Origin of the sequence: Microbacterium sp. Mcb102 (assembly GCF_024519805.1) — a bacterium.
GTDB lineage: Bacteria > Actinomycetota > Actinomycetes > Actinomycetales > Microbacteriaceae > Microbacterium.
The window spans coordinates 347,898-365,464 of sequence record NZ_JALJRG010000001.1 but is presented as its reverse complement, the minus strand read 5'-3'; the positions used below and the strand labels follow the sequence as shown (position 1 = coordinate 365,464).

Here is a 17,567-nt window from a genome sequence, read left to right as displayed (position 1 = left end):
GTCATGGTGACGCGCCGCGTCAAGCCCCTGCAACAGCCCGTCTCCGCCTCCTAGGGTGGGGGCGTGGCGAACACTGAAACGACGAAAGACTCCTCCGCGCGTCCGGGGCTGATCCCCCGCATCACCGGACCGGTCATCGCGTGGGCTCTCGCGCGCCGGCCGGTACGCGCGGCGCTGTTGTACACCGAGCGCCGGGGACCGATGCTCGCCGACAGTGTCACCTATCGCGCGCTGTTCAGCGTGTTCGCGGGGGTGCTTCTGGGCTTCTCGATCGCGGCTCTGTGGCTCGCCGGGAACCCGGTGGCATGGCAGGCGATCATCGACGCCGTGCAGTCGGCCGTGCCCGGGCTCATCGGCAAGGACGGTGTGATCAAGACGAAGGACCTCCAGGCTCCTGCGTCCCTGTCGCTCGCCGGGATCATCTCGCTCATCGCTCTCGTCGGCGCGGCACTCGGTGCCATCGGCTCGCTCCGCACGGCCGTGCGGGTTCTCGCGGGCACGCTGCAGGACGACATCCTCTGGATCTGGGTGATCCTCCGCAACCTCGCACTGGCCATCGGCATCGGCCTGGCGTTCATCCTCTCGGCCGCCGTCACCTTCGTCGGACAGCTGGGTGTGTCGTGGATCGCTGACTTCCTCGGGCTACCCGCGGATGCGCCGGTCGTGGCCTGGACCGTGCGCCTGCTCTCCCTCGTCGTCGTGTTCGCTCTCGACACGGCGATCATCATCGGCGTGTTCCTCCTCCTCTCCGGGGTGCGACCGTCGAAGCGGTCTCTCTGGTCGGGAGCGCTGCTCGGCGCCGTGGGACTGCTGGTCCTGCAGGAGCTGTCCGGACTGTTCGTGGGAGGCGCGACGAGCAACCCGCTTCTCGCCTCCTTCGCCTCGCTGCTCGCGCTGCTGATCTGGTTGAACTTCTCGGCGCAGGTGATGCTGTTCGCGTGCGCGTACATCGTGACGGCCGAAGAGGAGAAGTCCGATCGCGTGCACGCCCGCTTCGCAGCGACGACCTTCGTCCAACGACGCCTGCAGCGCGCCGAGGTCGACGTCAAGGTCGCCACCGCGGAACTGCGCGCCGCGCAGGAGGCCGCGTCCGCCGAGAAGTCGGCCTAGCCCGCGCGTCTTCGTTGTGACCAGATCAGCTATTCTGGTCACAACGAGAGGACGACATGGACGCGCACCGCACAGTCATCGAACTCCCCCACGCCACGGTGTCAGCGCTGGAGTGGCGGCCGGTCGCGGAGACCGGCATCCCGGTGCTGCTCCTGCACGGCGGCGGAGCCGACAGCGCCGAGCTCTCCTGGGGCGAAGTCGGACCGGCCCTCACGCAGGCAGGGCACCGCGTCATAGCGCCGGACCATCCCGGCTTCGGACACAGCCCCCGGGCCGACTGGCCGCTCACGCAGGAGCTTCTCGTCCGACACGTCGACGAGCTCGTCGACACACTCGCACTCAGCGACTACGCGATCGCCGGGCTCTCCCTCGGCGGAGGGATGACGGTCGGGCACCTGCTCGATCAGCCCGGCCGCGCTCGCACCGCCGTGCTCCTGGGCTGCTACGGTCTGATGCCCCGCCTCGCCGACGGTTTCCGCGGTCGCATCACCCATCTGATGTCTTTCCTCCTACTGCGCTCCGGGCTGCTGGGCCCGATGACCCGTTCGTACGCACGGAACCGCCCCGCAATGGAGCGCGGACTCCGCGACCTCGTGCGCAACCCGCAGGCGCGCAGTCCCGAGCTCGTCGATTCGGTCCTCGCCGAAGCCGCCGGCGGCTCGAGCCTGGAGACGTTCGGCCAGTGGCAGCGCGATCAGGTGCTCTGGAATCGACTGCGAACGGTCTACACGGATCAGCTCGCGAGCATCCGCACGCCCACGCTGCTGGTGCACGGCGATCGCGACACCGGAGTCCCCCTCGCTCGCATCGAGACGGCAGCCGCGCTGCTGCCATCGGCGACCTTGGAGGTCGCGCACGGCGCCGGCCACTGGGTGCAGCGCGACCGCCCCGACATCGTCATCCCGGCCATGCTCGAACAGCTGAGGAGTGCCGATGCCCCGACCACGCGTTCCTGACCGACGCGCGCGCATCCTCGATGCGGCCCGAACCCTCGTGCTCGCGCACGGCTTCGATGCCATGAGCGTCGCCGCCATCGCCGAGCGCGCCGGCATCGCCAAGGGTGCCGTGTATCTGGAGTTCGCCGGCAAGCGTGAAATCCTCGACGCCCTGCTGCTGCAGGGCAACGTGCGCATGGCCGACCGGGTCCGAAGCGAGCTGGGTGACCATCCTCGTCTCAGCGACGCCTGTCGGGCGACGGCTCGGGCGCTGCTCGACGACCCGCTGATGACCGCTGCGTTCCTCGACGATCGGGGCATCCTCGGCTCCCACGTGATGGAGGAGACCGATGGTCGCTACCGCGAGCGTCATCAGCGGGTCGTGCAGTGGTTCCGTGAGCTGCAGGAGCGCGGGCTGATCGTCACGGATGTCGATCCACGCACACTCGCTCTGGCGCTGTCGAGCACGACGATCGGACTGCTGTCGGCGGCACGACTGCTCGGTCCGCTCGACCCCGCCCTGCTGGAGGGCACGATCGACACCATCGGGCGGATGGCCGCGGCCTTCGAGACGGAGACATGATGCACCTGGAGACCTTCGGGCGTGCGGGCGAACCACCGCTGCTGCTCCTGCACGGCGGGGGCGTCGCCGGATGGATGTGGGAGCCGATGCGCGCCCACCTGCCTCCGCAGGCGCGGGTGCTGGTGCCGGACCTCCCGGGTCACGGGCGCAGCGCGGCGGAGGACTACGCCTCCCACCACGACACCGTCGAACTGCTCGCGCAGATCCTCGAGGGCGAGGGCCGCCCGGCCACGGTCGCGGGCTTCTCGCTCGGTGCACAGCTCGCCGTGCTGCTCGCGGCTCTGCGACCCGACCTCGTCGAACGGGTCGTCGTGATCAGCGCACAGGCCGTGCCCCTGCGCATGACCGGACCGACTCTGGCACTGCTCGGCGCGACCGCAGGGCTCGCGAGGAACGAGAAGTTCGCGCGATTGCAGGCCCGGGAGCTCTTCGTACCGGAGTCACACATGGCCGACTACCTGCAGACATCGTCGGCCCTTTCCCGGGAGACGCTGCTCACCTCGGTCGAGGAGAACCTGCGATTCGTGCCGCCTGCGGACTGGGCGACATTCCCCGGGTCGGCACTGATCCTGGTCGGAGCCGCGGAGAAGAAGCTCATGAGGCGCTCGGCCGCGGCGCTGCACGCAGCACTCCCCCAGAGCGCGATCGAGGTCGTCGACGGCTGCGGACACGGCATCCCGCTGCAGAGACCCGAATGGCTCGCGCGGCGCATCACGGAGGCACGCGGCGGATGACCGTGCTGCTCCGAGCGGTTCAGCTCGGACAGACACCCTTCTCCTGCAGCGACGTGTCGGTGACGATCGCGCCGTCGACGTCGATGTCGATCACGGCTGCACCGTCGACGATCTCCAACCCGGTGAGGGTGAGTCCGGCCGGCAGCTGATCGGCGATGCACACCCGCTGCGGTTGTGTCAGGCCCTCGCCGAGCGACCCCAGCGTCGAGCCGACCTGGTCGAGGTCGATGTCGAGTCCGCCGATGCTCGCACCGACCGGCGTGAGCTCCAGGTCGCCCTCCACGGCACCGGGCGTGAGGGTCAGAGAGAGCGGCACAGCGGCCCCGAAAACGCTGATCGAGCCGCTCACCGTCGCGTTCGGCGCCGCGAACTCGACCGACTCGACGGGCAGCTCGGTGCCGGCGAGCAGGGAGGTGAACTCCGCCTGATCGATGCGGATCGTTCCCGCGGCTCCGCCGAGGTCGCCGCCGCGCAGCGGGACTCCGGTCGCGGTGACGTCGGCCGCCCCCGTGATGCCCTCCAGCGTCACCGAGTCCGTCGACAGGTGCAGGGTGTCGAGGGAACCGCCGATGAGCTGCGGGAGCAACAGGCCCTGCGTCTCCACGTCGAGCTGCTGATCGGCGGGGAGATCCAGCTGCTCGACGACGATCGACCGCACGATCCCCGGGAGCACCGCGCGCGCGATGAACTCGGCGGCGACCACGAGCAGCGCCAACACGAACACCATGATCAGCAGCACCCACGGCCAGCGACGGCGTGTGCGCGGAGCGGCATCGGCCTGCTGATCGGCGCCGTCCCTCGGGATCACGAGCGTCGGATGCTCGGCCGAGGCGTCCGGATACGGCAGGGTGTGGTTGTCGTCGCTCATGCCTGCCATCCTGCCGTACCCGACCGGACGGAAGCGCGCATCACATGCGCTCGGGGGCGCTCACTCCGAGGAGATCGAGACCGTTGCGGAACACCTGACCGGCGGCGTCGTTCAGCCACAGACGCGTGCGGTGCACGGTCTCGACCGGATCGTCACCCTGCGGGATCACACGGCAGTTGTCGTACCAGCGGTGGTAGAGCCCTGCGAGCTCCTCGAGGTAGCGGGCGACGCGGTGCGGCTCACGGACCTCGGCGGCGAATGCGACGATGCGCGGGAACTCCTGCAGCGCTCCCAGCAGAGCGGCCTCGGATTCATGCGTCAGCGTCTCCGGGGCGAACTCGGAGCGGTCCACGCCCGAGTCGGCCGCATTCCGCGCGACGTTGTGCGTGCGGGCGTGGGCGTACTGCACATAGAAGACCGGGTTGTCGTTCGTGCGCTTCTGCAGCAGCTCGGGGTCCAGATCCAGCGGCGAGTCCGCGGGCGAGCGCTCCAGCGAGTACCGCAGCGCGTCGGTGCCCAGCCAGTCGAGCAGGTCGTCCATCTCGATGATGTTGCCCGCGCGCTTGCTGAGGCGGGCGCCGTTGATCGAGACCATCTGCCCGATCAGTACCTGGACGTTCTTCTCCGGGTCTTCACCCGCTGCTCCCGCGACCGCCTTCAGACGGTGCACGTAGCCGTGGTGGTCGGCGCCGAGAAGGTAGATCTTGTTCTGGAAGCCGCGGTCGCCCTTGTTCAGGTAGTACGCGGCGTCAGCGGCGAAGTAGGTGTACTCGCCGTTCGAGCGACGGATCACGCGGTCCTTGTCATCGCCGAAGTCGGTCGTGCGCACCCAGACGGCGCCATCCTCATCGAAGACGTGGCCCTGCTCGCGCAGACGGTCGACGGCCTGATCGATCAGGCTCGTGCCCGATGCATCCTTCGCGTGCAGCGTGCGCTCGGAGAACCAGACATCGAACGGCACGTTGAATCGATCGAGCGAGCTCTTGATCTCGGCGAGCTGGAACTCGTAGGCGAGTTCGAGCGCGACGGACGACTGCTCGCTCTCAGGAAGCTGCAGCAGGTCGGGACGCGCCTCGAGCACCCGGCCGGCGAGTGTTGCGATGTACGCACCGGGATAGCCACCCTCGGGCGTCGGCTCGCCCTTGGCGGCCGCGAGGATGGAGACGGCGAAGCGGTCCATCTGCGCTCCGGCGTCGTTGATGTAGTACTCGCGCACCGCACGCGCGCCGCTTGCGAGCAGCAGACGAACGATCGAGTCGCCCAGCGCCGCCCAACGGGTGTGCGCGATGTGGAGAGGCCCGGTCGGGTTCGCGGAGACGAACTCGACGTTCACGCTGACGCCCTCCTGCGACGTGTTCGTGCCGTAAGCCGTGCCGGCGTCGACGATGACCTTGGCCAGCGCACCCGCGGCGGCGGCATCGAGACGGATGTTGATGAACCCGGGGCCGGCGACCTCCGCGCTCGCGATGCCGTCGACAGCGGCGAGACCGTCGGCGATCTGCTGCGCGAGCTCGCGCGGGTTCGTACCGAAAGGCTTCGCGAGCCGCATGGCGATGTTCGATGCCCAGTCGCCGTGGTCGCGGTTGCGCGGACGCTCCAGCACGATGTCCTTCACGGAGACTCCGAGCGGCTCGCCGGGACGTCGTTCCTCGGCGATCGGAGCGAGGACGGCGAGGACAGCGGCGGCGAGGGATTCGGGGTTCATAGCCCCCTCAGTTTACGGGTCGGCGACCGGCCGTCCGACGGCGCGGGGCGCGCGGAATTCGCAATCGGCGCGCAGTGATCTACTCTCATCCCATGAAGGCCCCCGCCACCCGTCGTCGACTGCGCACCGCAGGGGTCGCCATCGCCCTCCTCCTCGCCGTCGCGGCAGGCGTCGTCGGCATGTGGCGACCATGGACGCCACCGCCCTCCGCCGCCCCCGTGGGAGCCCCGGCCGCGGCCGCCGGCACGGCCTCCGAAGCCATCGCGCCGGCTCCCCTCACACTGCCGGACCACCCGACCGTTCTGGTGTTCGGAGACAGCTGGACCTACGGCTCGGCGGCGACCGTCCCGACGCTCGGCTACGCGTACCTCCTGGCCGATCTGATCGGCGGCGAGACGATCGTGAACGGCGTCCGCGGCAGCGGTTACCTCAAGCCCGGCCTCGACGGCCCGACCTTCGGAGAGCGCATCGCGGCACTCGACCCCTCGCTCGCACCCGACCTCGTGATCATCCAGGGCTCGATCAACGACCGGGCACAGGGCGTCGAGGGTTACCGTGAGGCCGTGACCTCGGCGTGGGACGCCCTGGCCGCCACGTATCCGGACGCGGTCATCGTCGTGCTGGGACCGGCACCGCACGAGCTGCCGGTCGGGGCTGCGACCGCGCGCATCGACACGGATCTCGGCGAACTCGCCGGGGCCCGCGGCTGGTGGTACCTCTCCCCCATCGCCCGGAACTGGATCACCGAGCAGAACTACCTCGATGTGATCGACGTCGAGGTGGGGCGCAAGCATCCGTCCACCGACGGCCACCGGTATCTGGCAGAGAAGCTCGCCGCAGCACTCGAAGAGCTGCGCGCCGCGCCGGTCACCGAAGCGGGTGGGTCGGAGACGACCCCCGACGAGTGATATTGTCGATCGGTACGCCTCCGTAGCTCAGTGGATAGAGCGCCGGTTTCCGGTACCGTAGGTCGCAGGTTCGACTCCTGTCGGGGGCACACAGACCAACTGCACAACGACGAAACCCCGCCTGATCCAGGCGGGGTTTCGTCGTTGTGCACGTGGCGACGCCGACGGCTGACGCACTCCCTCACGCGGATCAGCCGGACGGGTTCTCCAGCGGGAACCCGTTCTCGTCCGTCGTGTCCATCCCCGCCCCGGTGGAAGGCTTCTCCCCCACGACAGCCACATCATCCTCCGGCGCACCGCCGTCGGTGATCGTTCCCGTCGGCTCGCTGTCTTCGACGACGTGCTTCGCGCCGCGCTCCGCGGCGAGCGCCTCACCCTCCTCGATCGCCTCGTCGCGGCTGCTGTAGCTGCGCGAGAGTTCCGGAGCGCTCTCGACCTCATTCACCCACTGGCCGTTCTTCGACCTCGTGACTATCCGCAGCGCGTTCATCAGATGTCTCCGGTCCCGAGGTCGCCCTCGCCGTCCTCACCGATTTCGGCAAGGAGGGGGTCGTCCCCCTGGCTCTCCGGCTGCAACGCGGATCGGGGAAGGTCATCCGCGGGTACCTCGTCGTCTGGAGCAGCGAGCGCATCCGGGTCGGCGCCCGTGGCGGTCGCCGGGTCGAGCACATCGTCGGTCGCCCCTCCATCGAGCGCCGTCGTCTGCTCCCACTCGGCCTGAGCCGGGTCACGGCCGTCCCCGACGGCTGTGGCATCCGCATCGCGCAGCGGCTGCACGGCATCCGCTCCGACTTCCGAAACGCCATCCGGTGTCGATTCCATCTCTCCTCCTTCGTCTCGGCGTCTTCGTCGCCGAATCGGCGACCACGATCAGTCTCACCCGACCGGACGATGAGGAGCAGGGGGTTGAGCCCACCGGACGAAGCGGCTATCTTCCGAACCGCCCGCGCGCTACCCGCATCGTCACATCAGGGCGGAGTCGTACCCGTCCGGCGACTCCGGCTCGTCGCCCGGCTCGAACGCCGGTCCGGCCTTCGGCGTGAGCGCGTGCGCACGCGCGAGCAGTCGTCTCGCTGCGCCTTCGTCGTCATCGAGCTCCGGTGCCAGGCCGGCGTCGACCACGGCGATGGGAAGCGTCGTTCCGAGCGCAAGACGGACGTACGAACGCTCGCCGCCCGACCCGACGATGGGGATGTCGACGACGTCGGTACGTCGCTCCTCCGTCAACGCCAGCCAGTACTGCACCACCGCATCGGCCGTCGCGTCGCCGGTCAGATAGCTTCCGACCTGGGTGATGAGTGTCTTCATGGTCACTCCCTCGACTCGTCCGGATGCTTCGCCGCCGGGTCCGTGGCGGCGCTTTCACACTAGGTGGAGCCATCCCCGCACATGACCCCCTTGCGATTTCGGCCTCGCGGTGATTCAGTACGGATCCTCGACCGACGGTGACCCGGCTGGACGTACACATCGCCGCCCTACGGTCGACGGCATCGCCCCCACCGGGTGACCGATGACTGTGCGACGACACCGCGGGTGCGACCCTGGAGGCGATTGCCGCCCACTCATCGAGACGCGAGGACCCGACATGACCGATCACAGCTCTCTCCCCTCTTGGCGCGACACCCGCACGCGCAGAGACATCGAGGCCTTCGTCGCCTCCGTCACGGAGGGCCCGGATGCGGTGCCGGTCGAGGAGCGCATCGCCGTGTTCGACAACGACGGCACACTGTGGTCCGAGAAGCCGATGCCCACGCAACTGCACTACGTGGTCGAGCAATGGCGTACAGCGGCGGAACGCGCGCCGGAGCTCGCGGAGCGGCAACCGTACCTCGCCGCGGTGAGTGGCGACTTCGGCTGGCTGAGCACGGCTATCGACAAGCACTACAGCGGTGACGACTCCGACCTGAAGACCATCATCCAGGCGCTCGTCGGCCTCACCGACGGGATGAGCGTGGAGGACTACGCGCTCTCTGTCGGGGAGTTCTATCGCACGGCGCAGCATCCGGCCTTGAAGCGGCCCTACGCCGACGCCGTGTACCAGCCGATGGTCGAGCTGCTTCGGTACCTGGAGAGCCACGGCTTCACCTGCTACATCGTGTCGGGCGGCGAGCGCGACTTCATGCGACCGATGACGCAGGCCAACTACGGCATCCCGCCGGAGCGCGTCGTGGGCTCGGCCTTCGGTCTCACCTGGGACGACGCCGACGCGACCGTGAAGTACTCGTCATCCCTCGCATTCTTCGACGACGGACCCGAGAAGCCGGTGCGCATCTGGAGCCGCATCGGCCGACGGCCGCTGTTCGCCGGCGGCAACTCGAACGGCGACACGGCCATGCTCGACTTCGCCCGCAAGGGACCCCGCCCCGGATTCGCGATCCTGATCCACCACGACGACCCCGACCGCGGCGACGCACCCTACGACGCGGGCGCGGAGAAGGCGCTCGCTGCCGCCGATGACGCCGGGTACACCGTCGTGAGCGTCAAGGACGACTGGGCGACCGTGTTCCCCCAGGCCGCTTCCGAGGTCGACGGCGCCTGAACGACGCAAGAGGATGCCCGGGGAGCGCGGCTCTCCGGGCATCCTCCTGCGTGGCGGCTCACGAAGCGGCGGTGACCACCGGAGATTCCGGGTCGGCGGTCTCGATCCCCATGCCATCCGTCTCGGGCGTCCCCGGGGCATCCAGGGGATCCGCCTCCGCGGTCGGGCGCCGCAGCAGCTCGATCAGGATCATGAAGACGATCAGTCCGATCGTCACGCCGACCACCGTCCCGAACGAGACGGGTCGCGTCACGATCAGGATGAGCAGTGCGAGAGCCATGCCGACGATGACGATGGGTCCGTGGAACCTATCCACCGCGAGACCGAATCGTCCGGTGGACAGTCCCCGTCGCTCCCAGGTCCCGCGCACCGCGGAGAAGCCGCTCTCGAGGACACCACGAGTGGCCCCGGCGCTGCGGCTCGAACCGGCGAGCCACGCCCACACCGCGATGAGCACGCCGACCATCGCCAGCGCGACGATCGTCGAGCTGAGCAGCGAGGTGACCTCGTCGAACAGGGCTTGTGCGGCGGCCGACGTCATGATCGACGGGCTCACGGCCCCGATGAAGAACGTCCGCCCGATGCCCATGCCTGCGGAGAGCAGGAGGAAGGCGACCGCGAACGCGGCACTGGTCCAGAAGAGCGCGCGCGGGCGGTTCCGGGCGATCAGGATGCCGGCGACCACGAGGCCGAGCACGACCCAGGGCAGCCAGAACCCTGCGGCGACGGCGATCTGGTAGACGGTCCGCACGAGCACCAGAGCGTCCGCCTGGGCGATCGGGATCGATCGGTCGATCTCCGGGATCAGATCGGCGAAGCCGACACCGCGCTCGGCCAGCACCGACTTGACCCGCTCGACGACGAGGCCGAGGTCGATCGAGAGCACCCCGTCGTCCGCCAGCTGCAGCGCGGTGTCCGGGCTGTTCTGCATGATCGCGACAGCGCGCTCGTGGGTGAAGCGCAGCGACTGCGCCCAGATATCGGCGAACTGGTCCGAGGCGACGACGTCGTGGATCACCCCGTCGACGAGGGATGTCAGTCCGCTCGCCGCCGGCGCCTCCAGGAGGGTCAGCGCCGATGCCGCGCGCGGCGGCAGATCGAGCTCGCGTAGTCCGTCGAACACCTCGCCGACCACAGCCGTGAGGTCGACCTGCTCCTGGATGGCGGCGCTGGCCTGAGCGGCGACGAAGTCCTGCACGTCCGGATCCTCGGCCAGGGGCGCGAACGTCGCCACGAACCGATCGGCGTCGACCAGCTGCAGGCGCGCCCACGTTCCCATCGCCGCGATCGGCGCGAGCAGCACCGCCACGGCGAGCACGATTCCGGCGACGATGCTCCTGCCCACCGGTCGGCGACGAGGCTTCTCTCGAGTCTCGCTCTTGAGTGTCTGGTTCTCCTGTTCGAGGAGGAGCACCCGGGCTCGCAGATCATCCAGTTCACTCATTCGCTCTCCTCCTCGTGCGGTCGCGTCGCTCGCGTGTGCCGACGACGGCCAGACCTCTCAACTCAGGAGCTTCTGCTTTGCCGCAGCGAACTCCGTCTCGGACAGCACGCCGGCGTCCTTCAGCGACGCCAGCTGCTGCAGCTTCGCGATCAGATCATCCGTCCCGGCCGGCGCACCCGCCTGTACCGGCGGAGCCGCATACTGGGCTGCCGCGTTCTGCGCGGCGGCGTCGACCTGCGCCTGCTGCTGAGCGGCTTCGTACTGCTGCTGCTCGTACTGCCCCTGCGCACGCTCCTGCTGATGCCGCGACATCGCACCGCCGACCGCCGACGCCGTTCCCGCTACCACCGCGGTCCTGGCGGCCAGTCCGATCAGTCCCGGGCGACCGAATCTTCTCAAGGGCATGTCATTCACCTTCCTGATCGAGGATGTCCATCATGGCGTTCACGACGGGTGCCGGCACGCGCTCGCTACGGAGCACCTGACCGCCGGCGGCGGCGAGGTTCTGCGCGAGGGTGCGGGCGAAAGCGAGTTCCAGGACGACGACGGCAGCGGACTGACCGGGGGCGAGAGCGCTCGCGAGGGCCTCCACGTCCTCTTCGCCGGCCAGCCCGGCGGCGATCGGCTCGAAGTCGTCGAGTCCGAGGGAGTCGTCATCCGTGTCGAGCTCGACGATCTCCACTTCCCCTGCCGCCGACTTCGACAGCAGGACGAAGTCGAGCAATCGCACGACCCCGCTGTCGACGAGGTCGGTCAGCGCGCGGAACGTCGCCGGGTCTGGACGATCGCCCTCGAACCCGACGAGGTAGAACTCGGCGGGGCCGAATCGGAAGTCATTCATGGAGTATCCCTTCTCCCGGCGACGACGTACCGGGACTCTGCGGCCATGTTCGCACTGCCGCGATCGGGGTGATCGCCGCCCTCACCCCGATCGGATGAGAACTTCGCCGTCCGGCGGCTCGACCTGCCGGGCACGGGGGTCGCCCGCTAGGGGTGAGCAGCTTTCCCGCGCCCGTGGAGGCGCTGTCACTATCGCCGTACGCAGTAACTCAACGAAAGGGGTCCGAAGTGTCCATTTGGGAAAGCTTCTGGGACATCATCTGGTGGTTCTTCTGGGTCTTCGTGTTCATCTCCTACCTGATGGTGCTCTTCAACATCGTGGCCGACCTGTTCCGGGATCACGCCCTCAACGGGTGGTGGAAGGCCGTGTGGATCATCTTCCTCATCTTCGTGCCCTTCCTCACGGCGCTCGTCTACCTCATCGCACGCGGCAAGGGAATGGGCGAACGCAGCGTCTCGGCGTACCGGGAGCAGCAGCACGCTGCCGACTCCTACATCCGCAGCGTCGCCGGATCCAGTCCCAGCGATGAGATCGACAAGGCGTCGAAGCTCCTCGCGGCGGGAACGATCACTCCCGACGAGTTCGCCGCCATCAAGACGCGCGCACTGAGCTGACATCGTGGCTGAGGTGGTCGATATGTCCCTGCAGGCGCTCGGCGACGTCGAATTCGTCGTCGTGCGCCTGGAGGACGACCGCCTCAGCCCCGACATCCTCGAAGCCCTGCTCCGACAGGTGGAGAGCGGCGCCATCCGCCTTCTGGACTTCCTTCTCATCCGCCGGCTCGGCGCGGAGGACTGGCACCTCATCGAGATCGACGCCGATGAGTTCACCCTCGCCGGTCTCGGTCTGGACACCCCTGGTCTCGTCTGCGAAGACGACGCCCGGCACTTCGCATCCGGGCTCCCCATCGGCTCCCTCGCAGCACTCATCCTCGTCGAGCCGACCTGGAGTGAACGCTTCTCCCACGATGTCGACCGTCGGGGTGATCGGATCCTCGCGACCCAACCCATCCCCGCCTCGATCGCGAACACGGTTCTCGCATCGGCGCTGCGCCAGCCCTGACGCGTCGGCGGGCGCGGAACGCGGCGCGGGGTCAGACGGTCGTCCGCACGGCCTCTCGGCGGGAGGACACCCCGAGCTTCCGGTAGATGGCGCGCTGGTGGGTCTTCACCGTGTTGATCGACACGGCCAGCTCCCGAGCGATCTCGTGCAGTGTGCGCGCCGTCTGCAACTGCTGGAACACATCGCGCTCCCGCTCCGAGAGCGTCTCCACCAGCGAGCCGGCGGCATCGTTGGCGAGGCATCGACCGATGAAGTCCTCGAACTGCGTGCCGAAATGCACGTGCTCGCCCAGCAGCTTGCGCACCGCCGCCTCACGGGGTCCGAACGGCAGCCGGATGTTCTCCCCGGAGGCGACCGCGACCGCGGCTTCGCACAACTCGTGCGCCTCGTCGTGGTGCCCGGTGTGACGGCGCAGCACGGCGGCGGTGATCAGGGTCGCTGTCTTCACGTACGACACCTCGCTGAACGCCCGCAGCGATCGCAGCATCTCCAGAGCTGCGGGGTAGTCACCGGCACGGCGCAGCACACCGGCGAGCGTGACGTTCACGACCGGCAGGTCCGGGCAGTGGAGGTACTTCCTGGCGATCCGCAACGCGCGGTCCTGTCGACCGACCGCCTCCTCGAGAACCGCGACGGACGATTCCCGAAATGCCGGCCAGGAGATACCGTGGACGACCTCGAGCGGGATGTCCTGCACGCCGATCGCCGCGCGACGGCATGTCGGGACATCACCGGTCTCGGCCGCCGTGTACGCGATCATCATCCGCGCCACGCCGGTGAAGGAACGGTCGGAACTCCCGTTGGCGATCACCGTCCCGAAAGCCCGCATCGCTTCATCGAACTCCCCCGACCAGTACGCGACGTACCCGGCGGCTGCGGCGGCGCTTCCTCCGGCGTAGGTGCTCCAGGGAAGACTCACGTCATCCTCATGATGTGCCGCGGCCAGCGATGACCTCGCATCGACGAGGCGACCCGCCCAGGTCTGGCCGAAGGCGAGATGCCCCAGGGACCGCTTCGCGAGTTCGCGATCGCCGGAGCTCTGCGCCTCCCTCGCCGCGGCCGAGAAGTACTCGAGCGGGATCATCGGGTTACCGCGGTGCCGGTTCTCGGTCCACCCGAGGAGATAGTTGAGTGCCGCGCGGTCTCCGAGCTCGGTCGAATCCGCGTCGAGGAGCATCTGCCGCACCTTCGCACTCGCTTCAGCGACCTCTGACCGCTCGTCGGTGATGAACAGACGCGCGATCTGCAGGACCGCGGGCTCCGTCCCGTCGCCGGTGCGCGCGATCATCGCCTCTGCGCGCCGGAAGAGCTCGCGCGCGACGCGATGGTCGCCGAGCACATCGCTTGCGCACGCACGCACCAGGAGCACCTGCGCGTCGTCGGGCGTACGGCGCAGCATGTCGATCGCCGTCTGCTCGATCTCCGCCGCGCGGGCACCGACCACGAGGCCGAGCCAGTGGTGCAGCAGCGTCTCCCTCGCGATCTCCGCATCTCCCGCACGAAGCGAGTGCGCGATCGAGGCGGTGGGGTCCGTCGCCTCGAGCGCGATGGCGGCGCGGCGATGGCAGGCCGCAGCCCGAGCGGTGTCGAGCGCGACGATGTCGGCGCACTGCTTGGCGAACGAGGTGTGCCACCGGTAGACGACGCCGTGCGGACCCTCGAAACGATCGAGGAAAAGACCGAGCCGCACGCACGTCTCCAGCAGCTCTGCCGCATCCGGACGTTCGGTCACGGCGGCGGCGAGCTCGGGAGTCAGCTCGCCGCAGACGCTGCCGTCGAGCACGAAGTCGGCGATCTCGGCCGGCAGCGCCCCGAGCACGTGTTCGCGGACGTAGGTCCCGAGGAAGCTCGACGCGCTCTGTGCGCGGGCGTCGGGTCGGGCACCGCCGATCATCATGAGCCGCACGGCGATCGGCCACCCTCTGGACTCCGCGAAGATCGTCTCGGCAGCGAGCCCGGCTCCGTCTGCGGTGCGCAGGAGCTTGACCTCCGGGGCCGTGAAGCTGAGCGTGTCCACACCGACGAAGGAAGCAGGATGCGTGAGTCGATGCCGCGAGAGGGTGACCTCGAGCAGCGTCGTCCCGACCAGCACGACCCGGAGATTCTCGGGTGCTTGCTCCGCGAGCATGCCGAGGAGCCCGGTGCGCCAGCTCTCACCGGCGCGGTGCGCGTCGTCGACGATCAGGTGCATGGGGGTGTCGAGCGCCTCGAGGGCGCCGCAGATCTCCTGATAGGCATGCTCGGGATCGTCGAGGTCCCGCGCGAGTGCGAGTGGACGCCCCGCACGCTCGGCGCCGACGAGCAGAGCATGCACGACGCCGTACGTCAGACGCGAAGGGTCGGAGTCGAAGGAACTGAGGCTGAGCCAGGCGACCTGCTCGAGCCCGGAAGCCCAGTCGGCGACCGCGGTCGTCTTGCCGAAGCCACTCGGCGCGCTGACGACCGTCAGCGGGTCGATCGCCGCTGCATCGGCGATCGCGGTGCTCACCCTTTCCCGGCGGATGGCACCCGGTTGGGGCCCCGGTGGGCGGAAGCGCACCACGGGTCCCGGCGTCGTCGATCGTACGGGGGGCGACATGGCACCAAAGCTAGTGGCGTCGGCGCCCCGCCCTCAAGGGCATCCTCCGGGTGATCTTTCAGTCCGCGAGACCTCTCCCGGCGTCGCGTTTGAGTGCGTCGGCGGTGCGGATGAACAGGATGATCCACGTGAAGACGACCGTCCCCGCCACCAGCTCGACCGCGGTCAGGGTGTAGTAGCCGACGGCGAAGAACACCGCGAGCAGCAGGATCAGAAGGGTGAAGACGTAGCCGACGAGCAGGAACGTGCGCGAGACGCCCGGCACCCACCACCGGACGGCGATGATCAGCACCGCGTAGGCGACCACCATCCCCGAAGCCACCCCGGTGTGCAGGGCAAAGTGCTCATCCACGGGGAACACCCCCACCAGACCGAGGAAGATGCCGACGATCACGAGGCACGTGCGCACCGAGGCGGCCCCGCGCGGATGAGGCGTCGGAATCCCCTTCGTCGCGTAGCGGGCCAGCGTCGTCACCAGGATCCCGGCGACGATCAGGGTCAGGTTGAAGGCCCGGGCGGAGAGGTCGTCCGTCATGCCGAGAGCGCTCAGGTTCTCCTTCCACCACTGCGGGTCGCTCGCCGTGAGCATGCTCGCGAGCACTCCCAGCACGAGGAACACGGCGAGAACCGTGGCCAGCAGCTGCAGGTCGAGGTGCGTGGCGGAGTAGTAGGTCACGTATGCGGTCAATGCGGCCGCGGCACCGGCCAGCATCAGCACAGGTACCGGGAACACCGCAGCGCCGATGAGTCCCGCCTCGACGATCGTCGCCGCCAGGGTCCACCCGAGTAGCGCGATCATGGCGTGCGCGAAGGCGAACGCGGCGATGTCGACGATGTCGAGCACCCCGAGTCGGTCGCGCCGCGCCGGGTCGGCCGCGATGACACGCCCGAGCACGAAGACGACGATCGCCGTCACCGCCGACATCAGCGCCGCGAACTGTCCGAGCGAGTCGGGACCCGCGATCGGCGCGGACTGCAGCCGGAACACGGGCAGTGCGACGAGGGCGGCGAGGACGAACGCGAAGATCGAGATCTGGAGCCCGATGGCTTCCCGAGCGCGCTCTCGTGTGGCCCCGCGGGAGCGGGCTTCCGTGAGGAGATCGTGCCCTGCTGGCGTCGACGACATGAGCTCAGTCTCCTTCTCCGCTGCACCACCGGCGAGAGCGGCTCATCCCTTCGGGGCGATGCGGCGCCGTGAAGCGCGGCCGATGGACTCGCCGAGCAGGCCGTCCGGCCCCGCCGCACGTGTGTCGCGCCGTGCTCACCCGTTGAGGATGAGTGTCGTGGGCACCGGGGAGACGCGTCGCGCATGCTTGTCGGATGAGGTCGAGGAGCGTGGGGCAGACGTCGAGCGGACGGCGATCGTGACGCTGGGCGACCTGTTCCCGGAGGGCCTGTCGGGGTGGCAGATCGTGCTCGCGCTGCTGTCGGTGCTGATCGGCTGGCTGCTCTCGCGGCTCGCTCGCAATGGCGTGCTGAAGTTGGCGGCGCGGACCCCGGGAATCTCCGACTCCGTCTCGCAGCTGGCTGCGCGCTTCACGCAGTACGCGCTGCTCCTGGTCGGGATCGGGGTCGGGCTGGCGTTTCTCGGGGCGAACGTGCAGCCTCTGCTCGCGATGACGGTCATCGCCGCGATCGTCCTGGTCCTGGTGCTGCGCGGTGTCGCGGACAACTTCGCTGCCGGGGTCCTGATCCAGTCCCGTCAGTCGGTGAAGATCGGCGAGGAGATCGGCATCGACGGCCCCGACGGGGTGATCCGGGGCACCGTGCAGGAGCTCAACGGTCGCTCGGTCATCCTCACGACGGTCGACGGCCGCACGGTGCACGTGCCGAACGCCGCGCTGCTCACCGGGGTCCTGGTGAACGACTCGCGTCACGGCGCGCGCCGAAGCGACGTCGACATCCGCATCGCGCGGTCAACGGGGCTCGACCTGGACGACGCGGTCACGACCATCACGGATGCGGCGAGCGGTGTCGACGGCGTGCACGCCCGCGAGCACCCGACCGTGCGCGTCGCCGCGATCTCGCCCACTCGCTGGACGCTCACCCTCCAGATCTGGCACCACCCACTGCACGGCAGTGCCGTGATCTCCGACACCGTGCGCGGCGTCGCGGAGGCTCTCGAGGCGTCGGGGCTGCAAGCCGTGGTCACGCCGCAGCAGGGGCCCCCGCCCCTCGTGCCCCCGGAGCCGTTCTGATCTCCCGGGCCGCCGGTCCGCCGTCCGCGAGGCGACCGGGCTCCCGTCCGACCGCGGGCTAC

General features: G+C 69.1%; 19 protein-coding genes and 1 tRNA gene. 10 read left to right on the top strand and 10 right to left on the bottom strand.

What is annotated here, in order from left to right; genetic code table 11:
- Nucleotides 1-63: 63 nt before the first annotated feature.
- From OC372_RS01745 to OC372_RS01730, 4 genes are read left to right on the top strand one after another with little or no spacing between them, the layout of a single operon-like run.
- On the top strand, nucleotides 64-1,110 hold the full coding sequence (locus OC372_RS01745; protein ID WP_105709724.1) for a YihY/virulence factor BrkB family protein: 1,047 nt from the start codon (nucleotides 64-66) through the stop codon (nucleotides 1,108-1,110).
- Nucleotides 1,111-1,166: 56 nt separating this feature from the next.
- Nucleotides 1,167-2,066, top strand: coding sequence for an alpha/beta fold hydrolase (locus tag OC372_RS01740; RefSeq protein WP_262000761.1), 900 nt, complete (start codon nucleotides 1,167-1,169; stop codon nucleotides 2,064-2,066).
- On the top strand, nucleotides 2,044-2,628 hold the full coding sequence (locus OC372_RS01735; protein ID WP_262000760.1) for a TetR/AcrR family transcriptional regulator: 585 nt from the start codon (nucleotides 2,044-2,046) through the stop codon (nucleotides 2,626-2,628). The genes OC372_RS01740 and OC372_RS01735 overlap by 23 nt, the downstream gene beginning before the upstream one ends.
- The gene (locus tag OC372_RS01730; RefSeq protein WP_262000759.1) at nucleotides 2,625-3,362 is read left to right on the top strand and encodes an alpha/beta fold hydrolase; all 738 of its coding nucleotides are present in this window, start codon (nucleotides 2,625-2,627) and stop codon (nucleotides 3,360-3,362) included. The genes OC372_RS01735 and OC372_RS01730 overlap by 4 nt, the downstream gene beginning before the upstream one ends.
- Nucleotides 3,363-3,381: 19 nt before the next feature.
- Here OC372_RS01730 and OC372_RS01725 read toward each other — a convergent pair whose 3' ends face one another.
- Together OC372_RS01725 and argS are read right to left on the bottom strand one after the other, a co-directional pair.
- On the bottom strand, nucleotides 3,382-4,230 hold the full coding sequence (locus OC372_RS01725; protein WP_262000758.1) for a DUF2993 domain-containing protein: 849 nt from the start codon (nucleotides 4,228-4,230) through the stop codon (nucleotides 3,382-3,384).
- Nucleotides 4,231-4,270: 40 nt separating this feature from the next.
- Nucleotides 4,271-5,935 carry an arginine--tRNA ligase gene (argS, locus tag OC372_RS01720; protein WP_262000757.1) on the bottom strand — a complete coding sequence of 555 codons (1,665 nt, stop codon included), beginning with the start codon at nucleotides 5,933-5,935 and terminating at the stop codon, nucleotides 4,271-4,273.
- Between the two features lie 92 nt (nucleotides 5,936-6,027).
- On the opposite strand from argS, the gene OC372_RS01715 reads away from it, so the two are divergent.
- Both OC372_RS01715 and OC372_RS01710 read left to right on the top strand, forming a co-directional pair.
- On the top strand, nucleotides 6,028-6,843 hold the full coding sequence (locus OC372_RS01715) for an SGNH/GDSL hydrolase family protein (protein ID WP_262000756.1): 816 nt from the start codon (nucleotides 6,028-6,030) through the stop codon (nucleotides 6,841-6,843).
- A 16-nt stretch (nucleotides 6,844-6,859) separates the two neighbouring features.
- Nucleotides 6,860-6,932 (top strand) — tRNA-Arg (locus OC372_RS01710).
- Nucleotides 6,933-7,033: 101 nt separating this feature from the next.
- On the opposite strand, the gene OC372_RS01705 is transcribed toward OC372_RS01710, so the two are convergent.
- The 3 genes from OC372_RS01705 to OC372_RS01695 all read right to left on the bottom strand — a co-directional run bounded on the left by OC372_RS01705 (nucleotide 7,034) and on the right by OC372_RS01695 (nucleotide 8,151).
- Nucleotides 7,034-7,333, bottom strand: a complete 300-nt coding sequence (locus OC372_RS01705; protein ID WP_262000755.1) for a DUF2188 domain-containing protein — start codon at nucleotides 7,331-7,333, stop codon at nucleotides 7,034-7,036.
- Nucleotides 7,333-7,665 (bottom strand): sugar ABC transporter ATPase, encoded by a 333-nt coding sequence (locus OC372_RS01700; RefSeq protein ID WP_262000754.1) that lies wholly within the window; start codon nucleotides 7,663-7,665, stop codon nucleotides 7,333-7,335. Before OC372_RS01700 ends, OC372_RS01705 begins: the two co-directional genes overlap by 1 nt.
- A 141-nt stretch (nucleotides 7,666-7,806) precedes the next feature.
- Nucleotides 7,807-8,151, bottom strand: coding sequence for a hypothetical protein (locus OC372_RS01695; RefSeq protein WP_262000753.1), 345 nt, complete (start codon nucleotides 8,149-8,151; stop codon nucleotides 7,807-7,809).
- A gap of 277 nt (nucleotides 8,152-8,428) precedes the next feature.
- Between OC372_RS01695 and OC372_RS01690 the strand changes: the two genes are divergently transcribed.
- A complete protein-coding gene (locus OC372_RS01690) occupies nucleotides 8,429-9,382 on the top strand; it encodes an HAD family hydrolase (RefSeq protein ID WP_262000752.1) in 954 nt (317 codons plus the stop codon).
- A 58-nt stretch (nucleotides 9,383-9,440) separates the two neighbouring features.
- On the opposite strand, the gene OC372_RS01685 is transcribed toward OC372_RS01690, so the two are convergent.
- Genes OC372_RS01685 through OC372_RS01675 form a run of 3 tightly spaced genes read right to left on the bottom strand, consistent with a single transcriptional unit; the run spans nucleotide 9,441 to nucleotide 11,667 of the window.
- Nucleotides 9,441-10,826: a hypothetical protein gene (locus OC372_RS01685; RefSeq protein ID WP_105709716.1), complete on the bottom strand. Its 1,386-nt coding sequence runs from the start codon at nucleotides 10,824-10,826 to the stop codon at nucleotides 9,441-9,443.
- 57 nt (nucleotides 10,827-10,883) lie between these two features.
- Nucleotides 10,884-11,231, bottom strand: a complete 348-nt coding sequence (locus OC372_RS01680; protein WP_029261889.1) for an SHOCT domain-containing protein — start codon at nucleotides 11,229-11,231, stop codon at nucleotides 10,884-10,886.
- Between the two features lies 1 nt (nucleotide 11,232).
- On the bottom strand, nucleotides 11,233-11,667 hold the full coding sequence (locus tag OC372_RS01675; protein WP_105709715.1) for a DUF6325 family protein: 435 nt from the start codon (nucleotides 11,665-11,667) through the stop codon (nucleotides 11,233-11,235).
- 227 nt (nucleotides 11,668-11,894) lie between these two features.
- On the opposite strand from OC372_RS01675, the gene OC372_RS01670 reads away from it, so the two are divergent.
- Complete coding sequence (locus OC372_RS01670) at nucleotides 11,895-12,281, top strand: SHOCT domain-containing protein (protein ID WP_029261891.1); 387 nt, start codon at nucleotides 11,895-11,897, stop codon at nucleotides 12,279-12,281.
- Between the two features lie 4 nt (nucleotides 12,282-12,285).
- Nucleotides 12,286-12,729, top strand: a complete 444-nt coding sequence (locus OC372_RS01665; RefSeq protein ID WP_136025836.1) for a DUF6325 family protein — start codon at nucleotides 12,286-12,288, stop codon at nucleotides 12,727-12,729.
- Between the two features lie 31 nt (nucleotides 12,730-12,760).
- Here OC372_RS01665 and OC372_RS01660 read toward each other — a convergent pair whose 3' ends face one another.
- Both OC372_RS01660 and OC372_RS01655 read right to left on the bottom strand, forming a co-directional pair.
- On the bottom strand, nucleotides 12,761-15,217 hold the full coding sequence (locus OC372_RS01660; RefSeq protein WP_262000751.1) for a LuxR C-terminal-related transcriptional regulator: 2,457 nt from the start codon (nucleotides 15,215-15,217) through the stop codon (nucleotides 12,761-12,763).
- A gap of 148 nt (nucleotides 15,218-15,365) precedes the next feature.
- A complete protein-coding gene (locus OC372_RS01655) occupies nucleotides 15,366-16,433 on the bottom strand; it encodes a DUF998 domain-containing protein (RefSeq protein ID WP_262000750.1) in 1,068 nt (355 codons plus the stop codon).
- A 157-nt stretch (nucleotides 16,434-16,590) separates the two neighbouring features.
- Between OC372_RS01655 and OC372_RS01650 the strand changes: the two genes are divergently transcribed.
- Nucleotides 16,591-17,505: a mechanosensitive ion channel family protein gene (locus tag OC372_RS01650; protein ID WP_262000749.1), complete on the top strand. Its 915-nt coding sequence runs from the start codon at nucleotides 16,591-16,593 to the stop codon at nucleotides 17,503-17,505.
- Nucleotides 17,506-17,567 lie beyond the last annotated feature (62 nt).

What these genes read in the sequence shown, in the direction of transcription:
- OC372_RS01740 (WP_262000761.1), top strand. Translation starts at nt 1,167, where the DNA reads ATGGACGCGCACCGCACAGTCATCGAACTCCCCCACGCCACGGTGTCA.
- OC372_RS01735 (WP_262000760.1), top strand. Translation starts at nt 2,044, where the DNA reads ATGCCCCGACCACGCGTTCCTGACCGACGCGCGCGCATCCTCGATGCG.
- OC372_RS01730 (WP_262000759.1), top strand. Translation starts at nt 2,625, where the DNA reads ATGATGCACCTGGAGACCTTCGGGCGTGCGGGCGAACCACCGCTGCTG.
- OC372_RS01725 (WP_262000758.1), bottom strand. Translation starts at nt 4,230, where the DNA reads ATGAGCGACGACAACCACACCCTGCCGTATCCGGACGCCTCGGCCGAG.
- argS (WP_262000757.1), bottom strand. Translation starts at nt 5,935, where the DNA reads ATGAACCCCGAATCCCTCGCCGCCGCTGTCCTCGCCGTCCTCGCTCCG.
- OC372_RS01715 (WP_262000756.1), top strand. Translation starts at nt 6,028, where the DNA reads ATGAAGGCCCCCGCCACCCGTCGTCGACTGCGCACCGCAGGGGTCGCC.
- OC372_RS01705 (WP_262000755.1), bottom strand. Translation starts at nt 7,333, where the DNA reads ATGAACGCGCTGCGGATAGTCACGAGGTCGAAGAACGGCCAGTGGGTG.
- OC372_RS01700 (WP_262000754.1), bottom strand. Translation starts at nt 7,665, where the DNA reads ATGGAATCGACACCGGATGGCGTTTCGGAAGTCGGAGCGGATGCCGTG.
- OC372_RS01695 (WP_262000753.1), bottom strand. Translation starts at nt 8,151, where the DNA reads ATGAAGACACTCATCACCCAGGTCGGAAGCTATCTGACCGGCGACGCG.
- OC372_RS01690 (WP_262000752.1), top strand. Translation starts at nt 8,429, where the DNA reads ATGACCGATCACAGCTCTCTCCCCTCTTGGCGCGACACCCGCACGCGC.
- OC372_RS01685 (WP_105709716.1), bottom strand. Translation starts at nt 10,826, where the DNA reads ATGAGTGAACTGGATGATCTGCGAGCCCGGGTGCTCCTCCTCGAACAG.
- OC372_RS01680 (WP_029261889.1), bottom strand. Translation starts at nt 11,231, where the DNA reads ATGCCCTTGAGAAGATTCGGTCGCCCGGGACTGATCGGACTGGCCGCC.
- OC372_RS01675 (WP_105709715.1), bottom strand. Translation starts at nt 11,667, where the DNA reads ATGAATGACTTCCGATTCGGCCCCGCCGAGTTCTACCTCGTCGGGTTC.
- OC372_RS01655 (WP_262000750.1), bottom strand. Translation starts at nt 16,433, where the DNA reads ATGTCGTCGACGCCAGCAGGGCACGATCTCCTCACGGAAGCCCGCTCC.